Annotated in this window: 8 protein-coding genes and 2 tRNA genes; 7 read left to right on the plus strand and 3 right to left on the minus strand. The window is 70.3% G+C overall.

Annotation, left to right across the window (positions count from 1 at the left end):
- Positions 1-169: 169 nt before the first annotated feature.
- From BLR99_RS03100 to glgA, 5 genes are read left to right on the plus strand one after another with little or no spacing between them, the layout of a single operon-like run.
- Positions 170-1,477 (plus strand): glucose-1-phosphate adenylyltransferase, encoded by a 1,308-nt coding sequence (locus BLR99_RS03100; protein ID WP_011796059.1) that lies wholly within the window; start codon positions 170-172, stop codon positions 1,475-1,477.
- A complete protein-coding gene (glgX, locus tag BLR99_RS03105; RefSeq protein ID WP_011796060.1) occupies positions 1,474-3,630 on the plus strand; it encodes a glycogen debranching protein GlgX in 2,157 nt (718 codons plus the stop codon). The genes BLR99_RS03100 and glgX overlap by 4 nt, the downstream gene beginning before the upstream one ends.
- Positions 3,627-5,450 carry a malto-oligosyltrehalose trehalohydrolase gene (gene treZ / locus BLR99_RS03110; RefSeq protein WP_074686829.1) on the plus strand — a complete coding sequence of 608 codons (1,824 nt, stop codon included), beginning with the start codon at positions 3,627-3,629 and terminating at the stop codon, positions 5,448-5,450. The genes glgX and treZ overlap by 4 nt, the downstream gene beginning before the upstream one ends.
- Complete coding sequence (locus BLR99_RS03115; RefSeq protein ID WP_074686863.1) at positions 5,447-10,435, plus strand: malto-oligosyltrehalose synthase; 4,989 nt, start codon at positions 5,447-5,449, stop codon at positions 10,433-10,435. Before treZ ends, BLR99_RS03115 begins: the two co-directional genes overlap by 4 nt.
- Positions 10,432-11,958, plus strand: a complete 1,527-nt coding sequence (glgA, locus tag BLR99_RS03120) for a glycogen synthase GlgA (protein WP_074686831.1) — start codon at positions 10,432-10,434, stop codon at positions 11,956-11,958. Before BLR99_RS03115 ends, glgA begins: the two co-directional genes overlap by 4 nt.
- Before the next feature lie 349 nt (positions 11,959-12,307).
- On the opposite strand, the gene BLR99_RS03130 is transcribed toward glgA, so the two are convergent.
- Together BLR99_RS03130 and rnr are read right to left on the minus strand one after the other, a co-directional pair.
- Positions 12,308-13,072 (minus strand): SDR family oxidoreductase, encoded by a 765-nt coding sequence (locus BLR99_RS03130; protein ID WP_074686835.1) that lies wholly within the window; start codon positions 13,070-13,072, stop codon positions 12,308-12,310.
- A 76-nt stretch (positions 13,073-13,148) separates the two neighbouring features.
- On the minus strand, positions 13,149-15,464 hold the full coding sequence (gene rnr, locus BLR99_RS03135; protein WP_048857731.1) for a ribonuclease R: 2,316 nt from the start codon (positions 15,462-15,464) through the stop codon (positions 13,149-13,151).
- 19 nt (positions 15,465-15,483) lie between these two features.
- Here rnr and BLR99_RS03140 point away from each other — a divergent pair.
- Positions 15,484-15,568 (plus strand) — tRNA-Leu (locus tag BLR99_RS03140).
- 201 nt (positions 15,569-15,769) lie between these two features.
- Positions 15,770-15,854: transfer RNA gene (locus BLR99_RS03145), tRNA-Leu, on the plus strand.
- Positions 15,855-16,169: 315 nt separating this feature from the next.
- Here BLR99_RS03145 and BLR99_RS03150 read toward each other — a convergent pair.
- Positions 16,170-18,866: a DUF349 domain-containing protein gene (locus BLR99_RS03150; RefSeq protein ID WP_074686837.1), complete on the minus strand. Its 2,697-nt coding sequence runs from the start codon at positions 18,864-18,866 to the stop codon at positions 16,170-16,172.
- Positions 18,867-19,033 lie beyond the last annotated feature (167 nt).

Raw genomic sequence — 19,033 nt, forward strand, 5'->3', positions numbered from 1 at the left:
CGCAACAGAACATGGCGGGGTATCCCCTGCCATGCCGCATTTCGCCTCCCCCTCACTGCGCCCGCACCGCCTTCCCCGGCGAACTCGGCTGCGCGTGCCGGCAAGCGTGCGCGGGAGGGCAGCCACCGTTTCCGCGTCCTTCCACGTCTGACTTCCCGGGAGTCCCACCATGTCCAGCACCAAGAACGTTCTCGCCATCGTCATGGCCGGCGGCGAAGGCTCGCGCCTGCACCCGCTCACGGCAGAGCGCTGCAAGCCGGCCGTGCCCTTCAACGGCAAGCACCGCATCGTCGATTTCGTGCTCTCGAACCTCGTCAACTCCGAGATCTACTCGATCTACCTGCTGGTGCAATACAAGTCGCAGTCGCTGATCGAGCACATCCGCCAGTCCTGGACGATGACGCGCTTCATTCCCCAGCATTTCGTGACGGTGGTGCCGCCCCAGATGCGCAACGGTCCGGAATGGTTCCAGGGCACGGCGGACTCGGTCTACCAGAACATCCATCTGATCGAGTCGTTCAAGCCGGACATCGTCGCCGTCTTCGGCGCGGACCACATCTACCGCATGGACGTGCGCCAGATGATCGACTTCCACGTGAAGAACGACGCCCACGTCAGCGTGGCCACGCTGCCGGTGAAACTGGCCGACTGCAACCAGTTCGGCATCGTCGAGACGGACGACAACCACCGCATCGTCGATTTCGTCGAAAAGCCGCAGACGCCGCCGCGCCCGATGCCCGGCAGCTCGACGCACGCCCTCGCCTCCATGGGCAACTACCTCTTCAACGCCGACATCCTGCTGGACGCCCTGCGCGAGGCCCACGAAACCGGCCACAGCGACTTCGGCAAGCACATCCTGCCGGCGATGCTCAAGTCCCACCGCCTCATGGCCTATGACTTCGACACCAACACCATTCCCGGCACCGAACCCTACGAAGAGCACGGCTACTGGCGCGACGTGGGCACCATCGACGCCTACTACCAGGCGCACTTCGACACGCTGGGCGCGACGCCGCGCTTCCGCATGACCAACCGCCACTGGCCCATCTACGCCAGCCCCGACCAGGCCGAGTCGGCCCAGATCGAGAACGGCGTGATCCACCGCTCCGTGGTGGGCTCGGGCAGCATCGTGGACGGCGCCTCGCTCGACAACGCCATGCTGCGCCGCTCCGTCGTGGTCGAGCGCGACGCCCGCCTGGAACACTGCATCGTCATGGAGCGCTCGCGCATCGGCCGCGGCGCGCAGGTGCGCCGCGCCATCATCGACCAGGACAACGACATCCCGGCGCACGAGCGCATCGGCTTCGACCTGGAGGCGGACCGCAAGCGCTTCCACGTGACCGCGAGCGGCATCGTCGTCGTGCCCCGCCAGTTCTTCAAGCCGCAGAGCCTGCAGTCCACCACCCCCAGCATCGGACGGGCACGCCCCTCCGTGGCGTCGGCATCCGAGGGCTCCGGCCTGAAGGTGGCCGCATGAAGGCAGGCGACGCCGCACCGCACGTGACCTCCCGCCGCCCTCGCGCCACCCGGCACACCGCCGAGGCCGGCCGGCCGCTGCCCCTGGGCGCCACGGCCGACCGCAACGGCGTGAACTTCGCCGTGCACGCGCCGGGCGCGGAACGCGTCGAAGTCTGCCTCTTCGCCGATGGCGAGAACGAGACGCAGCGCATCGCCCTGCCGGCATTCACCGCCGGCACGTGGCACGGGCACGTCAAGGGAATCAAGCCGGGCCAGCGCTACGGCCTGCGCGTCCATGGACCCTACGCCCCTGAGAAGGGGCAGCGCTTCAATCCCGCCAAGCTGCTCATCGATCCGTACGCCCGCGCGCTCGACCGCCCCGTGCTCGGCGCCGACGACCAGTTCGGCTACGAACTCGGCCACGAGGACGAGGACCATGCCGTCAGCAGCGTGGACAACGGTGCCACGGCGCCCAAGGCCATCGTGGTCCGCTCGCGCTTCGACTGGGACGACGACGTCCCGCCCCGCGTTCCGCCCTCCAGGACCGTCTTCTATGAAATGCACGTCAAGGGCTTCACGCAGACGCTGTCCGGCGTTCCGGAAGGCGAGCGCGGCACCTATGCCGGGCTGGCATCGGAAGCCGCCATCGCCTACCTGAAGGACCTGGGCGTGACCAGCGTGGAACTGCTGCCCGTGCAGGCCTTCGTGGACGACAAGCGGCTCGTGGACGCGGGCCTGGCCAACTACTGGGGTTACAACACCATCGCCTTCTTCGCGCCCGAGCCCCGCTACGCCGCCAGCCGCGGCGACGGCGGCACGGACGAGTTCAAGGCCATGGTCAGGGCCCTGCACGCCGCCGGCATCGAGGTGATCCTGGACGTGGTGTACAACCACACCGCCGAAGGCAACCACCTGGGCCCCACGCTCAGCCTCAAGGGCATCGACAACGCCGCCTATTACCGCCTCTCCCCGGAAGATCCGCGCTTCTACGTGGACTACACCGGCACGGGGAACACCGTGGACACGAGCAGCCCCGCCGCCCTGCGCCTGGTCATGGACAGCCTGCGCTACTGGGTCACGGAGATGCACGTGGACGGCTTCCGCTTCGACCTGGCCTGCTCGCTGGGGCGCGACGTTTCGGGCGCCTTCACCCACCGCGCGGCCTTCTTCGCCGCGGTGGCGCAGGACCCCGTGCTCTCGCGCGTCAAGCTCATCGCCGAACCCTGGGACCTGGGCCCCGACGGCTACCAGGTGGGCGGCTTCCCCGACGGCTGGATGGAATGGAACGGTCGCTACCGCGACGTGGTGCGCGACTACTGGCGCGGCACCGACGGCAGCCTGCCCGCATTCGCCGCCTGCCTCTGCGGCAGTGCCGACATCCTGGAAGCACGCCGCCGCCCGGCGACCGACAGCATCAACATCGTCACCGTGCACGACGGCTTCACCCTGGCCGACCTCGTCAGCTACAACGAAAAGCACAACGAGGCCAACCAGGAAGACAGCCGGGACGGCGAAAACCACAACCGCAGCTGGAACTGCGGCGCCGAAGGCCCGACCGAGGACCCCGCCATCCTGGACCTGCGCGAGCGCCAGATGCGCAACTTTCTCGCCACGCTCTTCGTGTCGCACGGTACGCCGCTGCTGCTGGGCGGCGACGAGCATGCCCGCACCCAGCAGGGCAACAACAACGGCTACTGCCAGGACAGCCCCCTGTCGTGGTACGACTGGGAGCACGCCGGCCGCAACGACGCCCAGCGCCGCTTCACCGCGGCCCTGATCGCCCTGCGCTCCGAACTGCCGGCGCTGCGCACCGCGGTAGCCGACAGCGCCCGGGCCGACTGCGTGGGCGTGCACTGGCACAGCGTCTGGGGCCTGCCGATGACGGCGGAAGAATGGGACGACCCGCAATCGCGCTGCGTCGCCGCCCTGATGGAGGCGGATGCCGGCGGCTGCGCGGCGCTCGTCCTCTTCAACGCCACCGCCGAAGACGCGACCTTCACCCTCCCGCAGGAGGAGCAGGCCCGTTCCTGGACCGTGCGCGTGGACACGCGCACCGCCGACGTGCCACCCGCAGATACCGAGCCTGTAGCTTCCGGAGGCCAATACGTGCTGCCGGGGCATTCCATGGCGATCCTCACCGCATTGGGCGCTTCCGGCGACCCCGCTCCATGAAGCACCAGCACGACATGCCGATCGGCGCCCGCCTCCTTCCTGAAGGCGGCGTCCACTTCACCCTCTGGGCCCCCGCCGCCTCGCGGCTCACCCTCCACCACCGCCGCGCACCGGGCGCGGAGCCCGCGCAGGTTCCGGGCCGCCGGGATGCGGACGGTTTCTGGCAGGCCACCGTGCCGGAGGCCGGCCCGGACACGCTCTATCAATGGCAGGCGGACAATGGTCCCCTGGTGCCCGATCCGGCATCGCGCAGCAATCCCGACGGTCCGCACGGCCCGAGCCGCGTGACCGATCCGGCCGCCTTCGACTGGACGGTCGAGGGCTGGACAGGCCGGCCGTGGAGCGACACCGTGCTCTATGAACTGCACGTGGGTACCTTCACGCCCGAGGGTACGTTCGCCGCGGCCATGCAGCGCCTGCCCTGGCTGGCCGAACAGGGCTTCACCGCCATCGAGCTCATGCCCGTGGCCACCTTCGGCGGGCGCCACGGCTGGGGCTACGACGGCGTGCTGCCGTTCGCGCCGCACCCGGCCTACGGCACGCCGGACGACATGAAGCGCTTCATCGACCGGGCCCATGCGCTCGGCCTGATGGTGTTCCTGGACGTCGTGTACAACCACTTCGGCCCGGACGGCAACTACCTGGGCAGCTACGCCCCGGCCTTCTTCTCGGAAACCCACCACAGCCCCTGGGGCGCGGCCATCAATTTCGACGGCAAGGACAGCGGGCCGGTGCGCGAGTTCTTCATCCAGAACGCGCTCTACTGGGTGCGAGAATTCCGCATCGACGGCCTGCGCCTGGATGCCGTCCATGCCATCGTGGACGACGGATCGCCCCACGTGCTCGAAGACCTCGCGCAGCGCGTGCGGCAGGCCACCGAGGGCCGGCACGTCCACCTCGTCCTGGAAAACGAGAAGAACGAGAGCCAGCGCCTGGCCCCCCGGCCCGAGCCCACGCGCTACGACGCGCAGTGGAACGACGACTTCCACCATGCCCTGCATGTCGCCCTCACGGGAGAGCGCCAGGGCTACTACGCCGACTACGCGCATGCGCCGCTGGACGGGCTCGCGCATAGCTTCGCGGGCGGCTATGTGTTCGCGCCCTCGCACCGCGACGGCGATGGCCGGCGCCTGGAACGGGCACCCGCCGCGCCCCAGCCCCTGGCCACGATGGTGAACTTCTGCGGCAACCACGACCAGATCGGCAACCGCGCTTTCGGCGAGCGGCTCTCGCACCTGGTGCCGCAGCCCGCGGCCGAACTCGCACTGCTGTCCGCGCTGCTCACGCCCGCCACGCCGCTGGTGTTCATGGGCGACGAATTCGGCGCGGAAACACCTTTCCTGTATTTCGCCGACTGGACGGGCGAGCTCCGCGAGGCGGTTCGCCAGGGACGCCAGCGCGAATTCCGGCTCGAAGCCGGCTCGGGCCGCGAATTGCCCGACCCCTGCGACGCCGCCACCCTCGAACGCAGCCGCCTCGACTGGCGCCAGGCGGAAGGCCCCGCCGGACAGGTGCGGCTCGCGCTGGTCCGCAACGCCCTGTCCGCACGCCGGCAATGGATCGCCCCGCGCCTGTCCCGGCTGCGCTCCGGCACGCACACGGCGCGCCGCGTGGGAGCGACCGGGCTGCAGGTGGAATGGGACTACGACGATGGAACACGCCTCGTGATGCAAATGAACCTGGGCAAAGACTCCGTCACGCCGCAGACCCCTGAGGCGGCCGCCGAGCCTGGCCTGCGGGTCTTCCAGCACCGCTGGGAAGGCGTTGGCGCCTGGGCCCCTTGGTCCGCGCGGTGGACGCTGCAGGGGGTACCGGCATGAACGCCCACCCCCACGAGGACCACGACGGCCTGCACGAACGTGCCCGCCGGGCAGGCATCGCGCTCCAGTACGCCAGCTTCTGGGGCGAGCACCGCGACGTGCCGCCGGAGGTGCTCGAGCGCGTCCTGTCGGCCATGGGATCGCATGCCGACGCCGGTGCGCTGCCCGCCCCCATCGTCGTGGAAGAAGGCCAGGCAGCCGAGATCGAATGGCATGGCGCCGCCTCCTGGCGGCTGGTCACCAGCGAGGTCGAGGCCGAGAAAACCGTCTGCGAAGGCCAGGGGCCGGTCGCGCGGCTGCCGGCCACGCTGCGCGCGGGCTACTACCGCCTCGTGGGCTCCGGCACACAGCAAGAGCGCTTCGTCATCGTGGCGCCCGCGCGCTGCTGGTCACCCGAGCCGCTGCGCCGCGGGGAGCGCTGGTGGGGCCTGAGCGCCCAGTTGTACTCGCTGCGCTCGGACCGCAACTGGGGCATCGGCGACTTCTCCGATCTCAGCGAACTGGTGGCGACCGCCGCCGCCCAGGGTGCCGCCTTCGTCGGCCTCAGCCCGCTGCACGCCCTGCGCATGGACCGCCCGGACCTCGCCAGCCCCTACAGCCCGTCCAGCCGCCTGGCGCTCAACCCGCTGTTCATCGACGTGACCGCGATGCCGGAGTTCCTGCGCAGCAACGCCGCGCAGTCGCTCTATGCCGACGGCGTGTTCCAGCAGCGGCTGCAGGCCCTGCGCGCTGCGGAAACGGTGCAGTATGCCGAGGTCGCCGCCGCCAAGGAGGAGATGCTCGCCCTGCTGTGGGACGAGTTCCGCCAGGGCGACTGGGAATCCCTGAGCCCGCGCGGCCTCGCCTTCCAGGCTTTCGTGAAGGAGCATGCCGCCACGCTGGCACCGCATGCGCTGTTCGAGGCCATACAGCGCCACCTGTCCCGCACGTCGCCCGACATCTGGGGCTGGCCCGCCTGGCCCGAGGAACTGCGGGACCCCCAGGGCCCGGCCGCCCAGGCCTTCGCCAGGGACCATGCGGAAGCCGTGGCCTACCACATGTGGCTGCAATGGACCGCCCACCTGCAGCTCGGGCAGGCGGGCGAGCGCGCACGCGCCCTCATGCCGCTCGGCCTGTACTGCGACCTGGCCGTCGGCGCGAGCGACGGTGGCTCGGAAACCTGGACGCTGCAGAACCTGTACGCGCGCGGCATGAACGTCGGGGCGCCGCCCGATCCGCTGAACACCCAGGGCCAGGACTGGGGCCTGCCGCCGCTCAACCCCGTCGCGCTGGCCGCGGCCCGCTTCATGCCGGTGCGCCGCCTGCTGCATGCCGTGATGCATCACGCCGGGGCGCTGCGCATGGACCACGTGATGGCGCTCATGCGCCTTTTCTGGACCCATGGCGGCGCAGGCACCTATGTCGCCTATCCGCTGCAGGCGCTGCTCGCGGTCGTCGCCGTGGAAAGCCACCGCCACCAGTGCCTGGTCATCGGCGAAGACCTGGGCAACGTGGCGCCGCAGATGCGCGAAGCCATGGCGCAGCGCACCGTCCTCTCCTACCGCCCGCTCATCTTCGAACGCATGGATGGCGGCGCCTTCCGCCCGCCCGCGCAATGGCCGGCGCAGGCCCTGGCCGTGGTGAGCACGCACGACCTGCCCACGCTGCGCGGATACTGGTCCGGCGAGGACATCGAGGTACAGAAGCGCCTGGGCTGGCTGCCGGATTCGGAAGCCCACGCGCGCAGCCTGATCGAGCGCGCGCAGGACCGTGTGCGACTGCTGATGGCGCTGCAGGAGGAAGGCCTGCTGCCTCCCGGCGCCACGGTGGATGCCCAGTCCGTGCCCGAAGCCACGGCGGAGTTCACGGCCGCGGTGCATGCCTACCTCGCGCGCACCCCCTGCTGGCTCGCGGCGGTGCAGATCGAGGATGCTATCGCACAGCTCGAACAGGTCAATGTGCCCGGCTCCACCGAGGACATGCAGCCCAACTGGCGCCGGCGCCTCGCCGTGCCGCTGGACAGGCTGGCCACGCACCCCTGCTTCACCGCCGTCGCCTCGGCCATGCGCGAGCACCGGGGGCGCCCGGCCATGCAGGCCCCCGTGGAAGAACTGCCCGCGCTCGACACCGCGGACGTGCCGCTCGCGACCTACCGCGTGCAATTCCACAAGGACAACACCTTCGCGGCCATGACCGCCGCCGTCCCCTACCTGCACGCGCTGGGCATCAGCCATCTCTACAGCTCGCCCTACCTCAAGGCCGCCCCCGGCAGCACGCACGGCTACAACGTGGTCGATCCCACGCAACTGAACCCGGAGATCGGCGACGAGGCCAGCCATGCCGCGCTGTGCGATGCCCTGCGGGCCCATGGCCTCGGCCAGTTGCTCGACATCGTGCCCAACCACATGGGTGTGATCGACGCCCCCAATCCCTGGTGGGACGACGTCATGGAACACGGGCGGTCCGCCGCCCACGCCGACTTTTTCGACATCGAATGGGAGCCCGCCACCGCGAGCCTGCAGGGCCGCGTGCTGCTGCCCATGCTCGGCGGCCAGTACGGCCACGTGCTGGAAGCCGGCGAGCTGCGCCTGGATTTCGATGCGGAAACCGGTCGCTTCCTGGTGTGCTACTGGGACCACCGGCTACCCGTCGATCCCCGGCACTACGCCCGCATCTTCTCGGCCGTGCCCGCCCCGGCCCCCGGGGAGGCCGATGGCGACAGCGCCCTGCAGGTGCAATCCCTCATCGATGCCTTCGGCCGCCTGCCCGACCGGGACACCGGCGACGAAGGCGAGCGCGCCATGCGGCTGCGCGATGCGCCCCTCCACCAGCGGCGCCTCGCGGAACTGGCCGGCACCCACGCCTGGCTGCGCCACTGGATCGCCGCCTGCCTGTCCCAATGGAACGGCCGGCAGGGAGAGCCCGGCAGCTTCGACGCCCTGGACGGCCTGCTGCGCGACCAGCCCTACCGCCTGGCGGACTGGCGCGTGGCTGGCGACGACATCAATTACCGCCGCTTCTTCGACGTCAATTCCCTCGCCGCGCTGCGCATGGAGGAAACCTCCGTGTTCGAGGCCGCGCATGCCTGCATCTTCCGCTGGCTGGCCGAAGGCCGCATCACCGGCCTGCGCATCGACCACCCGGACGGCCTCGCGCACCCGGCGCAGTATTTCGACCGCCTGCAGCGTCGCTACGTCGCGCTCGCCCGCGCCGCCGGCCGCGAGCCCACGGCGCTCTACCTCGTGGTGGAGAAGATCCTGGCGGACCACGAGCCCCTGCCGGCCGACTGGCCCGTGCACGGCGCCACAGGCTACCGGTTCAGCAGCCTGGTCAACGGCCTCTTCGTGGACACCGCGTCGCAGACCGCCTTCGACGACGCCTACACCAGCTTCACCGGCGACACGAAGGATTTCGAGGAAGCGGTGTACGAGTGCAAGAAGCACATCATCGAAACCTCGCTCTACAGCGACCTGGGGTGGCTGGCCGACACGCTCTACCGCATCGCGCAGGCGGACCGGCGCACCTTCGATTTCACGCGCAACCAGTTGCGCATCGCCCTGACGGAAGTGGCGGCGGTCTTCCCCGTCTATCGTACCTACCTCGTGCCCGACGGCACGCCGCCCAGCGACACCGACCGGAGCCACATCGCCTGGGCCATCGCGGCCGCGCGCCGCCGCATGGGCACCAGCGAAGGCGGCGTGCTGGCCTATCTCCAGGGCGTCCTGCTCGGCGACGAGGGCGAGGCTACGCCCCTGCGCGCGCGCTTCATCCGCCGCTGGCAGCAGTTCACGGCCCCGGTCATGGCCAAGTCCGTGGAAGACACCGTCTTCTACCGCTACGTGCGCCTCGTCTCGCTGAACGACGTCGGCTCGGAGCCGCGCCGCTTCGGCCTCACCTGCGCGGCCTTCCACCAGGCCAACCTGCAGCGGGCCCGCCACCGTCCGCACAACCTGCTCGCCACCTCCACGCACGACAGCAAGCGGTCCGAAGACCTCCGGGCCCGCCTCAACGTGCTCTCGGAAATCCCCGCCCTGTGGGAAGACACCGCCCTGCAGCTGCGCGAGCTGGGCGAGCGCTTCACCACCGAGGCGGACGGCGTCCAAACCCCGCTGCCGCACGACCTCTGGGCCCTGTACCAGGCCCTGGTCGGCATCTGGCCCACCCACTCCACCGAGCCGGGCGAGCGCCAGGAACTGCGCGAACGCATCCAGCAGTACATGGTCAAGGCCATGCGGGAGGCCAAGCAGCAGACCAACTGGCTGTTCCCGGACGAGGCCTACGAAGGCGCGGTGGCGCGCTACATCGACGGCGCGCTGTCGACCGAACGCTTCGTGCGCGAGCTGGAAAGGTTCGTGCAGTCCATCGCGCCCTACGGCTTCCGCAACAGCCTCTGCCAGCTCGCACTCAAGCTCACGGTGCCCGGCGTGCCGGACATCTACCAGGGCTGCGAACACTGGAACTTCAGCCTCGTGGATCCGGACAATCGCCGCCCCGTGGATTTCCGCGCCATGGCACAGGCCCTGGAGCAGGTGCAGGCGCTCTACGACGAGGGCGGGCATCCGTCGCAGGCGGACTGGGAGCGCCTCATGGGCCCGGTGCCCGGGCCGGACGCCAAGCAACTGGTCACCTGGCGCCTGCTGCAGTTGCGGCAGGCCATGCCCGACCTGTTCCGCCAGTCCACCTACCTGCCGCTGACGCTGGAAGGCCACAGTGCCGAACATGCATTCGCCTTCGCCCGCATCCGCGACGGCCGGGCCATCGTGGTCATCTGCGCGCGCCTGCTCTACGGCCTGGCGGCGGCGGGGTGGCGCGGTACCCGGATCTCGGTCGCCTCCGCCCACCCCGTGCTGGCCAAGGCCGGCGGCTGGCAGGAATGGATGACGGGCCGCCACATCGGCCCGGACACCGGCGAAGGGTGGAGCATGGAGGACATCCTCGGGGAAGTGCTTCCGGACCGTCCCGGCCTGCCGTTCGCGGTGCTCGTGGGCGGAGAATCCGGCGCATGAAGATTCTCTTCGCCACATCGGAATGCGCACCGCTGGTCAAGACCGGCGGCCTGGGCGACGTCAGCGCAGCGCTGCCGCCCGCCATCGCGGCCCTGGGCCATGAAGTGATGCTGCTCATGCCCGCCTATGCGGACATGCCGCTGCAGGGGAACATCACGGGCTGGCATTCGCTGCCCGCCGAAGGCCCGTGGCCGGCCGCGCAACTGCTGCGTGTGGACCGCGGCGGGCACGAAGTGCCCCTGCTGCTGCTCTCCTGCCCGCAACTCTACGCACGCGGGGGATCGCCCTACGCCAGCGCGCAGGGAGACCATCCGGACAACGCCCTGCGCTTCGGCCTGCTCGCCCACGTCGCCGCGCGCATCGGCACCCCGCAATCGCCCTGCGGCTGGACCGCGGACATCGTCCACGCCAACGACTGGCCCACCGCGCTGGCGCCGCTCTACCTGCGGCAGTTCCGCGACGCGGCCGGCCCCCGGGGGGATGCCGTCGCGCGCAGCATGGTCACAGTGCACAACCTGGCCTTCCAGGGTGTCTTCCCCATGGATTGGGCGCAGCGCCTCGGCATCGAGGACAGGCACCTGGGCATCGAGGGCGCCGAATTCTGGGGCCAGCTCTCCATGCTCAAGGCCGGCCTGCAGTACGCGGATGCCATCACCACGGTCAGCCCCACCTACGCACGCGAGATCCAGACGCCGGAACTCGGCTTCGGCCTGGACGGCGTGCTCCGCGCCCGGGCAGGCCGGCTGCAGGGCATCCTCAACGGCATCGACACGGCGCTCTGGAACCCGTCGCAGGACACGCTCATCCCGGTGCCCTTCTCCGCCGACCGCCTCGAGGGCAAAGCCGCCTGCAAGGCCGCCCTGCGCCGCACGCTGGGACTCGCGCAGGACGGCGACCGCATGCTGTTCGGCCTCGTCGGCCGGATGACCGAGCAAAAAGGCATCGACTGGGTGATCGGCGGCGCCGAACGCCTGCTGCGCCAGGGCGGGCAGCTCGCCATCCTGGGCAGCGGCGACCCGGCACTGGAAAGCGCCCTGAGCGCACTGGCCAAGCGCCATCCCCGTCACATGCACGTCACCGTGGGCTTCGACGAAAGCCTCGCCCACGGCATCGAGGCCGGCAGCGACAGCTTCCTCATGCCCTCCCGCTTCGAACCTTGCGGCCTGAACCAGATGTACAGCCAGGCCTACGGCACGCCGCCCGTGGTCACTCCCACCGGCGGCCTCGCCGATTCGGTGACGGATGCCGACGACCCGGCGGGCAACGGCACGGGTTTCGTGCTGCGCGGGTCCAGCCAGGCCGCATTCGACCAGGCCGTCGGACGCGCCCTGCACCTCTGGAAAACCGCACCCGACGCCTGGCGCCGCCTGCAGCGCAACGGCATGCAACGCGATTTCGGTTGGACGGCCTCGGCCCGGGCATACGTCCAGGCCTATGGCGCCGCACGTAACCGTGCGGAAACCCGCCCGCAAACGGCCTCAGCCTTGTCCTACAGGGAGCCCCGGCCCGCGGCGGAATACTGAGGCCACGCCGGCAGACCACCGGCGCTCCCCGCGTTCTCTAGGAGCCCGACATGATCCGCAAAACCTGGCCCTTCCTGTCGTCGTACCAGGAGCGTAGCGACGCTGGCGACACCGTGGCGCCGGCACATGCTGCGCCTGCCGACACCTCGTCCGCCCTTGCGGCAGCTTACGTTGATGCAGGGCCCCGCATCCGCCCCGCCCATGCCGCCTTACTGGGCAGCCCTGCATCGCAGGGTAGTCCGTCGCAAGCCTCCGCCTGCGCGGGCTGAAAGCACCGATCCAGAGAGCCTCCCGTCCGCCTTTTACGGGCAGGCTCCGTGCGTGCACACCGCTCCCCGGGGGAGCGGCCTCATCCCCTGCCGACGAAAGGCATCCTGGTGGCCATCACCGTGTGGAACAGCACATTGGCCTCCAGCGGCAGTTCCGCCATGTAGAGCACCGACCGCGCGACGATGTCCACGTCCATCAGCGGCTCGGCCGCGATCTGGCCATTGGCCTGGGGCACGCCCTGCGTCATGCGCTGCGCCAGTTCCGTGCCCGCATTGCCCACATCGATCTGCCCGACCGCGATGTCGAACTTGCGCCCATCCAGCGAGGCGGCCTTGGTCAGCCCCATCACGGCATGCTTGGTCGCCGTGTAGGCGATGGAGTTCGGCCGCGGGGCATGGGCCGAAATCGAGCCGTTGTTGATGATCCGGCCCCCCTGCGGGCTCTGCGACTTCATCACCCGGAACGCCTCGCGCAGGCAATAGAACATCCCGTTCAGGTTGATGTCCACCACGCGCTTCCATTCGTCGATCGGCAGCTCTTCCAGCGGCACCGCAGGCGCGCCCACCCCGGCGTTGTTGAACAGCAGGTCCACGCGGCCGAACCGCTGGACGGCCTGCGCGAACAACCGCTCCACCGCCTGCGGATCCGCGACGTCCGTGGGCACGGCCAGCGCGCGATCGGCCGAGCCCCCCTCCTCCACCACGGCCTGCAGCAGCGCTTCGCGGCGCCCGGCCAGCACCACCGACCAGCCGGCGCCCAGCAGGGCCAGCGCCGCCGCCTTGCCGATGCCCGAGCCGGCACCCGTCACCACCGCGATACGCGGCGTTCCGTTCGAAACCTTCATCAATCCTGTCCCTTTGCTGAATGCACAACCCCGGGGCGGGGCCGGACGCTCGCGGCATCCGGCGCCCCGCCAGGGCTCAGCGGCGCGACTTGCCCCGCTTGGCCGCTCCGGAGCGGCGTCCGGAGCCCTTGGCCGCCGCCTTGCGCGGCGCCGCGGGGGCGTCCTGCGGCCGGGCAGCCCTCGAAGCGCCCTTGCGGGCCTTGTTGCGGCTGCGCTCCGCCCCCGCTCCGTCGGCGGATGCCGGGAGCATGGGCTCCGCCGGCTCGCGCCCTCCGCGGCCGCGGGAAGCGCGCGCGGGCGGCAGCGACTCCTCGCCCTCGCGCACCAGCCGGAAGTCGATGCGTCGCCCATCCAGGTCCACGCGGCTGACCTGCACGCGCACCCGCGTGCCGATGGCATAGCGGATGCCCGTGCGCTCGCCACGCAACTCCTGGCGCGCCTCGTCGAACTTGAAGTACTCTCCGCCCAGCTCCGTGATGTGCACCAGCCCCTCGACATACATCGCGTCCAGCGTCACGAAGATGCCGAAACTGGTCGCGGCCGTGACCAGGCCGCTGAACTCCTCGCCCAGGTGCTCGCGCATGTACTTGCACTTCAACCACGCCTCGACATCGCGACTGGCCTCGTCGGCCCGGCGCTCGTTGGCGCTGCAGTGCAGGCCGGCGGCCTCCCAGGCCTGCACCTCGCGGACCGCGGCGGCGGACAGCGGCTTGCGCGGCTGCTGCGTCGGCGCCGGCACCCGCGCGGCGAGGCGCTTGGCGAGCTTGGCGTGCGCCTCGCCCGGCACGGGCAGTGCCGGCAGCCGGTATTTGGTCTGGCCCAGGATGGCCTTGATGACGCGGTGCACCAGCAGGTCGGGGTAGCGCCGGATCGGGCTGGTGAAATGCGTGTAGGCCTCGTAGGCCAGCCCGAAATGGCCGCTGTTCACAGGGGTGTAGATGGCCTGCTGCATGGAGCGCAGCAGCATCGTGTGGATCTGCTGCGCGTCCGGGCGGTCCTTCGTGGCCTCCGCGATGGCCTGGAAGTCGCCGGGCTTCGGATCGTCACCGATCGTCATGCCCACCGCCATGGCCTTCAGGTAATTGCGCAGGATTTCCTGCTTCTCCGGCGTGGGGCCCTCGTGCACGCGGTACAGCCCGGGCTGCCCGCCCTGGGCGATGAAGTCCGCGCTGCACACGTTGGCCGCGAGCATGGCTTCCTCGATCAGCCGGTGGGCATCGTTGCGCGTGCGCGGCACGATCTTCTCGATGCGTCCGTTGTCGTCGCAGACGATCTGCGTCTCGGTGGTCTCGAAATCCACCGCCCCCCGCGCGTGCCGCGACGACAGCAGCGCACGGTACACGTCGTGCAGGTTCAGCAGGTCCTGCACGCGCGCGCGGCGCTTCGTCGCCTCGGGCCCCCGCGTGTTCGCGAGGATCGCGGCCACCTCCGTATAGGTGAAGCGCGCGTGGCTGAACATGACGGCCGGATAGAACTGGTAGGCGTGCACTTCGCCCTTGGCGGTGACCAGCATGTCGCACACCATGCACAGGCGCTCCACCTCCGGATTGAGCGAGCACAGCCCGTTGGACAGCTTCTCGGGCAGCATCGGGATGACGCGGCGCGGGAAATAGACGCTGGTGGCCCGGTCATAGGCGTCCACGTCGATGGGGCTGCCCGTCTCCACATAGTGGCTCACGTCGGCGATCGCGACCAGCAGGCGCCAGCCCTTGGTGCGGCCGACGCGCGCCGGCTCGCAATACACGGCGTCGTCGAAGTCGCGGGCATCTTCGCCGTCGATGGTCACCAGGGGCACGTCGGTCAGGTCGATGCGGTGGCGCTTGTCCTGCGCGCGCACCTTGTCGGGCAGGGCCTTGGCCTGCGCCAGCGCCTCCTGCGAGAACTCGTGCGGAACGCCGTACTTGCGCACGGCGATCTCGATCTCCATGCCGGGATCGTCCACCTCGCCCAGCACTTCCGTGACGCGGCCCACGGGCTGCCCGAACAGCGCGGGCGGCTCCGTCAGCTCCACCACCACGACCTGCCCGGTCTTGGCCGAGCCGGTCGCGCCCTTGGGGATCAGCACGTCCTGGCCGTAGCGCTTGTCTTCCGGCGCCACCAGCCACACACCGCTTTCCTGCAGCAGGCGCCCGATGATCGGGTGCTGGGGGCGTTCGATGATCTCGACGATGCGGCCCTCGGGCCGGCCGCGCCGGTCGTGCCGCGCGATGCGCACGCGCACGCGGTCCTTGTGGAGCACCGCCCGCATCTCGTTGGCGGGGATATAGATGTCGGCATCGCCGTCGTCGCGCTGCACGAATCCGTGGCCGTCGCGGTGGCCCTGCACGCTGCCTTCGATTTCGTCATCGGAGTGCGCGACGTTTGCAACGGCTTTGGTTTTTTTGATATACAATCTGAGTCTTTCCTGAAATGCCCAGGTGGCGGAATTGGTAGACGCACTAGTTTCAGGTACTAGCGAGTAACATCGTGGAGGTTCGAGTCCTCTCCTGGGCACCAAGTTTAACGAGAACCAGACCGGTTTTTCGGCAATCGGGCCGCTTCCTTGTGAAGCGGCTTTTTTGCATGTGGAGGCAACGCGGGGCTGCCGCTCGGATCGCAGCGGCCCCGGGAAACGGCGGCTTCGAAGTTTTTTCAAAAAAATCGTCAACTTGCCCGGAACGGCAAAAAAAGACGCTAGAATTCAAGGATTCCTGAGATGCCCAGGTGGCGGAATTGGTAGACGCACTAGTTTCAGGTACTAGCGAGTAACATCGTGGAGGTTCGAGTCCTCTCCTGGGCACCAAAATTCAAAAGCCGCTGCTGACCCAGCGGCTTTTTCTTTTTCCGCCTGCGGCAGCAGGCGTTCCGGCCTCGCTGCACGCGCGCGCAGCCAAGCCTCCCACGGCGAGGGGCTGGAGGCATGAGGACGCACAGAATGCGCCGAGAGCGCTGAACGCAGGCCGCGGCAGCACGGCAGCACTTCCTGCAGAACGCCACCCCACCGGCACGCGGTGAATGCGCCGGGCCGCGTCGCGTCACATGGCCACGGCGGCCATGCACTGCGCGCAACGCACGCCGGGGGCACCGACGGACCCGCCCCCGGCAGCCAGAGGGGCCATCAGCCCTTGAGCAACGCTTTCAGCGCCTGCTGGAAACGCCGCGCATTGCCCGGCTCGCTCGCGCTGGCGAGCACGCGTGCGGCGTCCTGCGCCCAGGTCTGCGCCGGTTGCGGGTCATTGCGGCGCGTCAGCAGTTGCAGCTGCAGCGCGCGGCGCGCGGGCAATTGCTCCGCGGGCGTAGGCACCTCGGCCGCCATCTCCAGCCGCAGCAATGCCTCGGACGCATCGCCCGAAGGCCCCGACGACACCGCCTGCGCCCAGGTGCTGCGCACGCCGGCAGGTACCTGCGAACCCAGCTCCTGCGCGGACGGCAGTTGCGATGCATCGCGCTTTTCCCATGCCGCGAGCAGTTGGGTCAGCGCTTCGCCGTGCGCCTGCGCGGCCAGCCTGCGCAGCGCCGCCTGGGCATGCTCCTGCGCCTCGCGCTGGGCGCGGAATGCGGCGTCACCCAGGCGCGGGCCGCGGGCCTGCGCGGCGCGGTCGCGGTCGCCGAAGCGGCCGCCGCGGTCTCCACCGTCGCGGCCGTCACGTCCAGGACGGCCGTCCCTGCGGTCCCGCTCGCCGGGGCGACCCGGGCGGCCCGCCGGCGCGGGAACGTCGCGCCTGGCCCCCGGGCGGTCATCGCCGCGCACCGCCACCACGGGGCGCGCGGGCTTGGGCGCCGCAGCGGGCGCGGCGCCGGCGTCGCCGCCGGCCGCCTCCGCGCCTTCGGCCGGGGCCGCCTCGGGAGCGGGAGCCTGCGTGGAGGCTGCGGACTCGGCCGCCGCCTGCTGCTGGCCCCGGACGGCCGCCTCCAGCGCGGCCAGCGCCGTGCGGATCTGCTGGGCATCGCCGGACGCGTTGGCCTCCTCCACCGCCCTGGACGCATCCAGAACCGCCCGGTCGTGGGCGCTCATTTCGCCCGCGGCCTTCTGGCGATCGGCCGTCTTGCGGTTGAATGCCTCGTCGATGGGCTTGCGGAACGCATCCCAGAGCTTCTGTTCCTGCTTGCGGTCCAGCGGCACGGACTGGGCCTCGGCCTGCCAGCGCTGCTGCAGCGCCTTCACGGCATCGATGCGCAGCACCGGTGCGGCGCCCAGCGCCACAGCCTCGTCGATCATGGCCTGGCGGCGCGCCAGGCTCTGCTTCTGGGCCGCCTCCAGCGGCGCGGCCGCTTCGGAGAGGACCTGCTTCCACTGCGGCTGCAGTTCGGCATAGACCTTTTCATTGACGTGGCCACCCTCGCGCCAGCGATCGGAGAACTGGTGCAGCGCACGGCTCACCTGCTTCCAGTCGGGCTGCGCGTCGCCGGCTGCCTGTGCGGCCGTCCAGGCCTGCAGTTCCTGGATCAGCGCCAGGCGTTGCGCTTTGTGCTCGGCCGCGTCGGAACGCACCTTCTCCAGCCAGGCCTCCACCACCTTGTGGGCGGCATTGCAGGCCTCGTCGAATTTCTTCCAGAGGGCATGGTTCGCCGGGCCACCCTGGTCGGTCTGCTTCCACTGCTCGCGCAGCTGGCGCAGGCTTTCCTGGATCTTGCGGCCGCCCAGTGCCTGGCCTTCGGGACGCTTGAGCAGTCCTTCCGCCTTGGCCACGAGGTCCTCGCGCACCTGGTCGGCGCTCCAGCGCTGCCAGCCCTGCAGTTCGCCCGCGGCGACGAGCGCGGTATGCACGTCGTGTTCCAGAGCCGCGTCGATATGGCGGCCATGCTGCTTCAGCACGGTGCGCAGGGCCGTGGCCGCACCTGCGGACGCCTTGCCGTGGCCCTGGGCGGTTTCTTCCTGCAGCCTGACCAGCGCGGCGCGCACGGCCTGCTCGGCTTTCTCGCGCACCGCCGGATCGGCCTTGGCCGCGGCACGGGCGGGAGCGGCCGGCGCTGCTGCGCCGGAAGCCGCCGCCTCGGCCAGCGGCTCGCCGCCGCGCGCGATGCGCAGTTCCTCCGCCCACACCGGCACGGGGGGCAGCGGCGCCTCGGGGTTCTCGGCGGCGGCGGCCGCCTGCGCGATGGCCGGCTGGAAAGCGTTCCACACCACGAGCAATTGCGTGCGCGAGGCCTCCAGCTGGGGCGGGAAGCGGGCCTCGACGCTGGGCCATGCGGGATCGCCCGACAGCTCGTCGGCCTGCTGCTGCCAGCGCTCGACGTCGGCGCGCAGCGCCTCCAGTGCCGCCTGCGCGTCGCGCCAGGGCTTGGTGGAGAGCACGTCGATGCGCTGGGCCAGCAGCACGGCCGCCTCGCGCTGCACCTGCACGCGGTGCTGCAGATCCTCGATCACCTTCATGCGTTCGGCCAGGCGCGCCTTGAGCGATGCCAGGGGCTCGCGGGACAGCGGCGCACCGGCTTTGGCCGCATCGCGCTGCCAGGCGAGTGCGTCGGCGATGTGGAAGCGCGAGGCGTCGAGCAGCGCGGTGGCCTTCTCGGCCCACTCGGCCGCGATGGCTTCCTGGCCCTTGGCGCGGCGGATCTCGTCGAGGCGTTCGCGCACGGCGCGGGCCGCGCCCTTGTCGCGTCCGCTCAGTTCCTTGAACACTTCCTGCAACTGCTCGGGCGTGGGCTGGGTGGCCAGCCAGTCGCGGATGCGCGAGGCGCGCTCGCCCGACGTGGCGGCGGAAAAGGCCCCGCCCGTCAACGCGTCCAGCGGGTGCGGCTCGGAAGCTTTGGCCGGGGCCGGGGTCACTTCAGGGGCGTCAGACATTTTGTTGCGAGAAGAAAAAGGAAACATGGTTCTGGTCAGGAGGGGCCAGGTGCCGGAGGCACCAGCGCCCGTACGCCGGGTCACGGCCCGGCGAACATCGAAGACGCTATTTTGGCCCGGTTTTGTCCGCCGGTCCGCAGACACGCCTGCGCGGCCGGGAAACGGCGGCCCGGAATGCCGTCCGAGAGTGCCAT

Origin of the sequence: Paracidovorax citrulli (assembly GCF_900100305.1) — a bacterium.
Classification (GTDB): domain Bacteria; phylum Pseudomonadota; class Gammaproteobacteria; order Burkholderiales; family Burkholderiaceae_C; genus Paracidovorax; species Paracidovorax citrulli.

Coding starts and splice junctions, on each gene's coding strand:
- BLR99_RS03130 (WP_074686835.1), bottom strand. CDS start 13,072: ATGAAGGTTTCGAACGGAACGCCGCGTATCGCGGTGGTGACGGGTGCC.
- glgX (WP_011796060.1), top strand. CDS start 1,474: ATGAAGGCAGGCGACGCCGCACCGCACGTGACCTCCCGCCGCCCTCGC.
- treZ (WP_074686829.1), top strand. CDS start 3,627: ATGAAGCACCAGCACGACATGCCGATCGGCGCCCGCCTCCTTCCTGAA.
- glgA (WP_074686831.1), top strand. CDS start 10,432: ATGAAGATTCTCTTCGCCACATCGGAATGCGCACCGCTGGTCAAGACC.
- BLR99_RS03100 (WP_011796059.1), top strand. CDS start 170: ATGTCCAGCACCAAGAACGTTCTCGCCATCGTCATGGCCGGCGGCGAA.
- BLR99_RS03150 (WP_074686837.1), bottom strand. CDS start 18,866: ATGTTTCCTTTTTCTTCTCGCAACAAAATGTCTGACGCCCCTGAAGTG.
- BLR99_RS03115 (WP_074686863.1), top strand. CDS start 5,447: ATGAACGCCCACCCCCACGAGGACCACGACGGCCTGCACGAACGTGCC.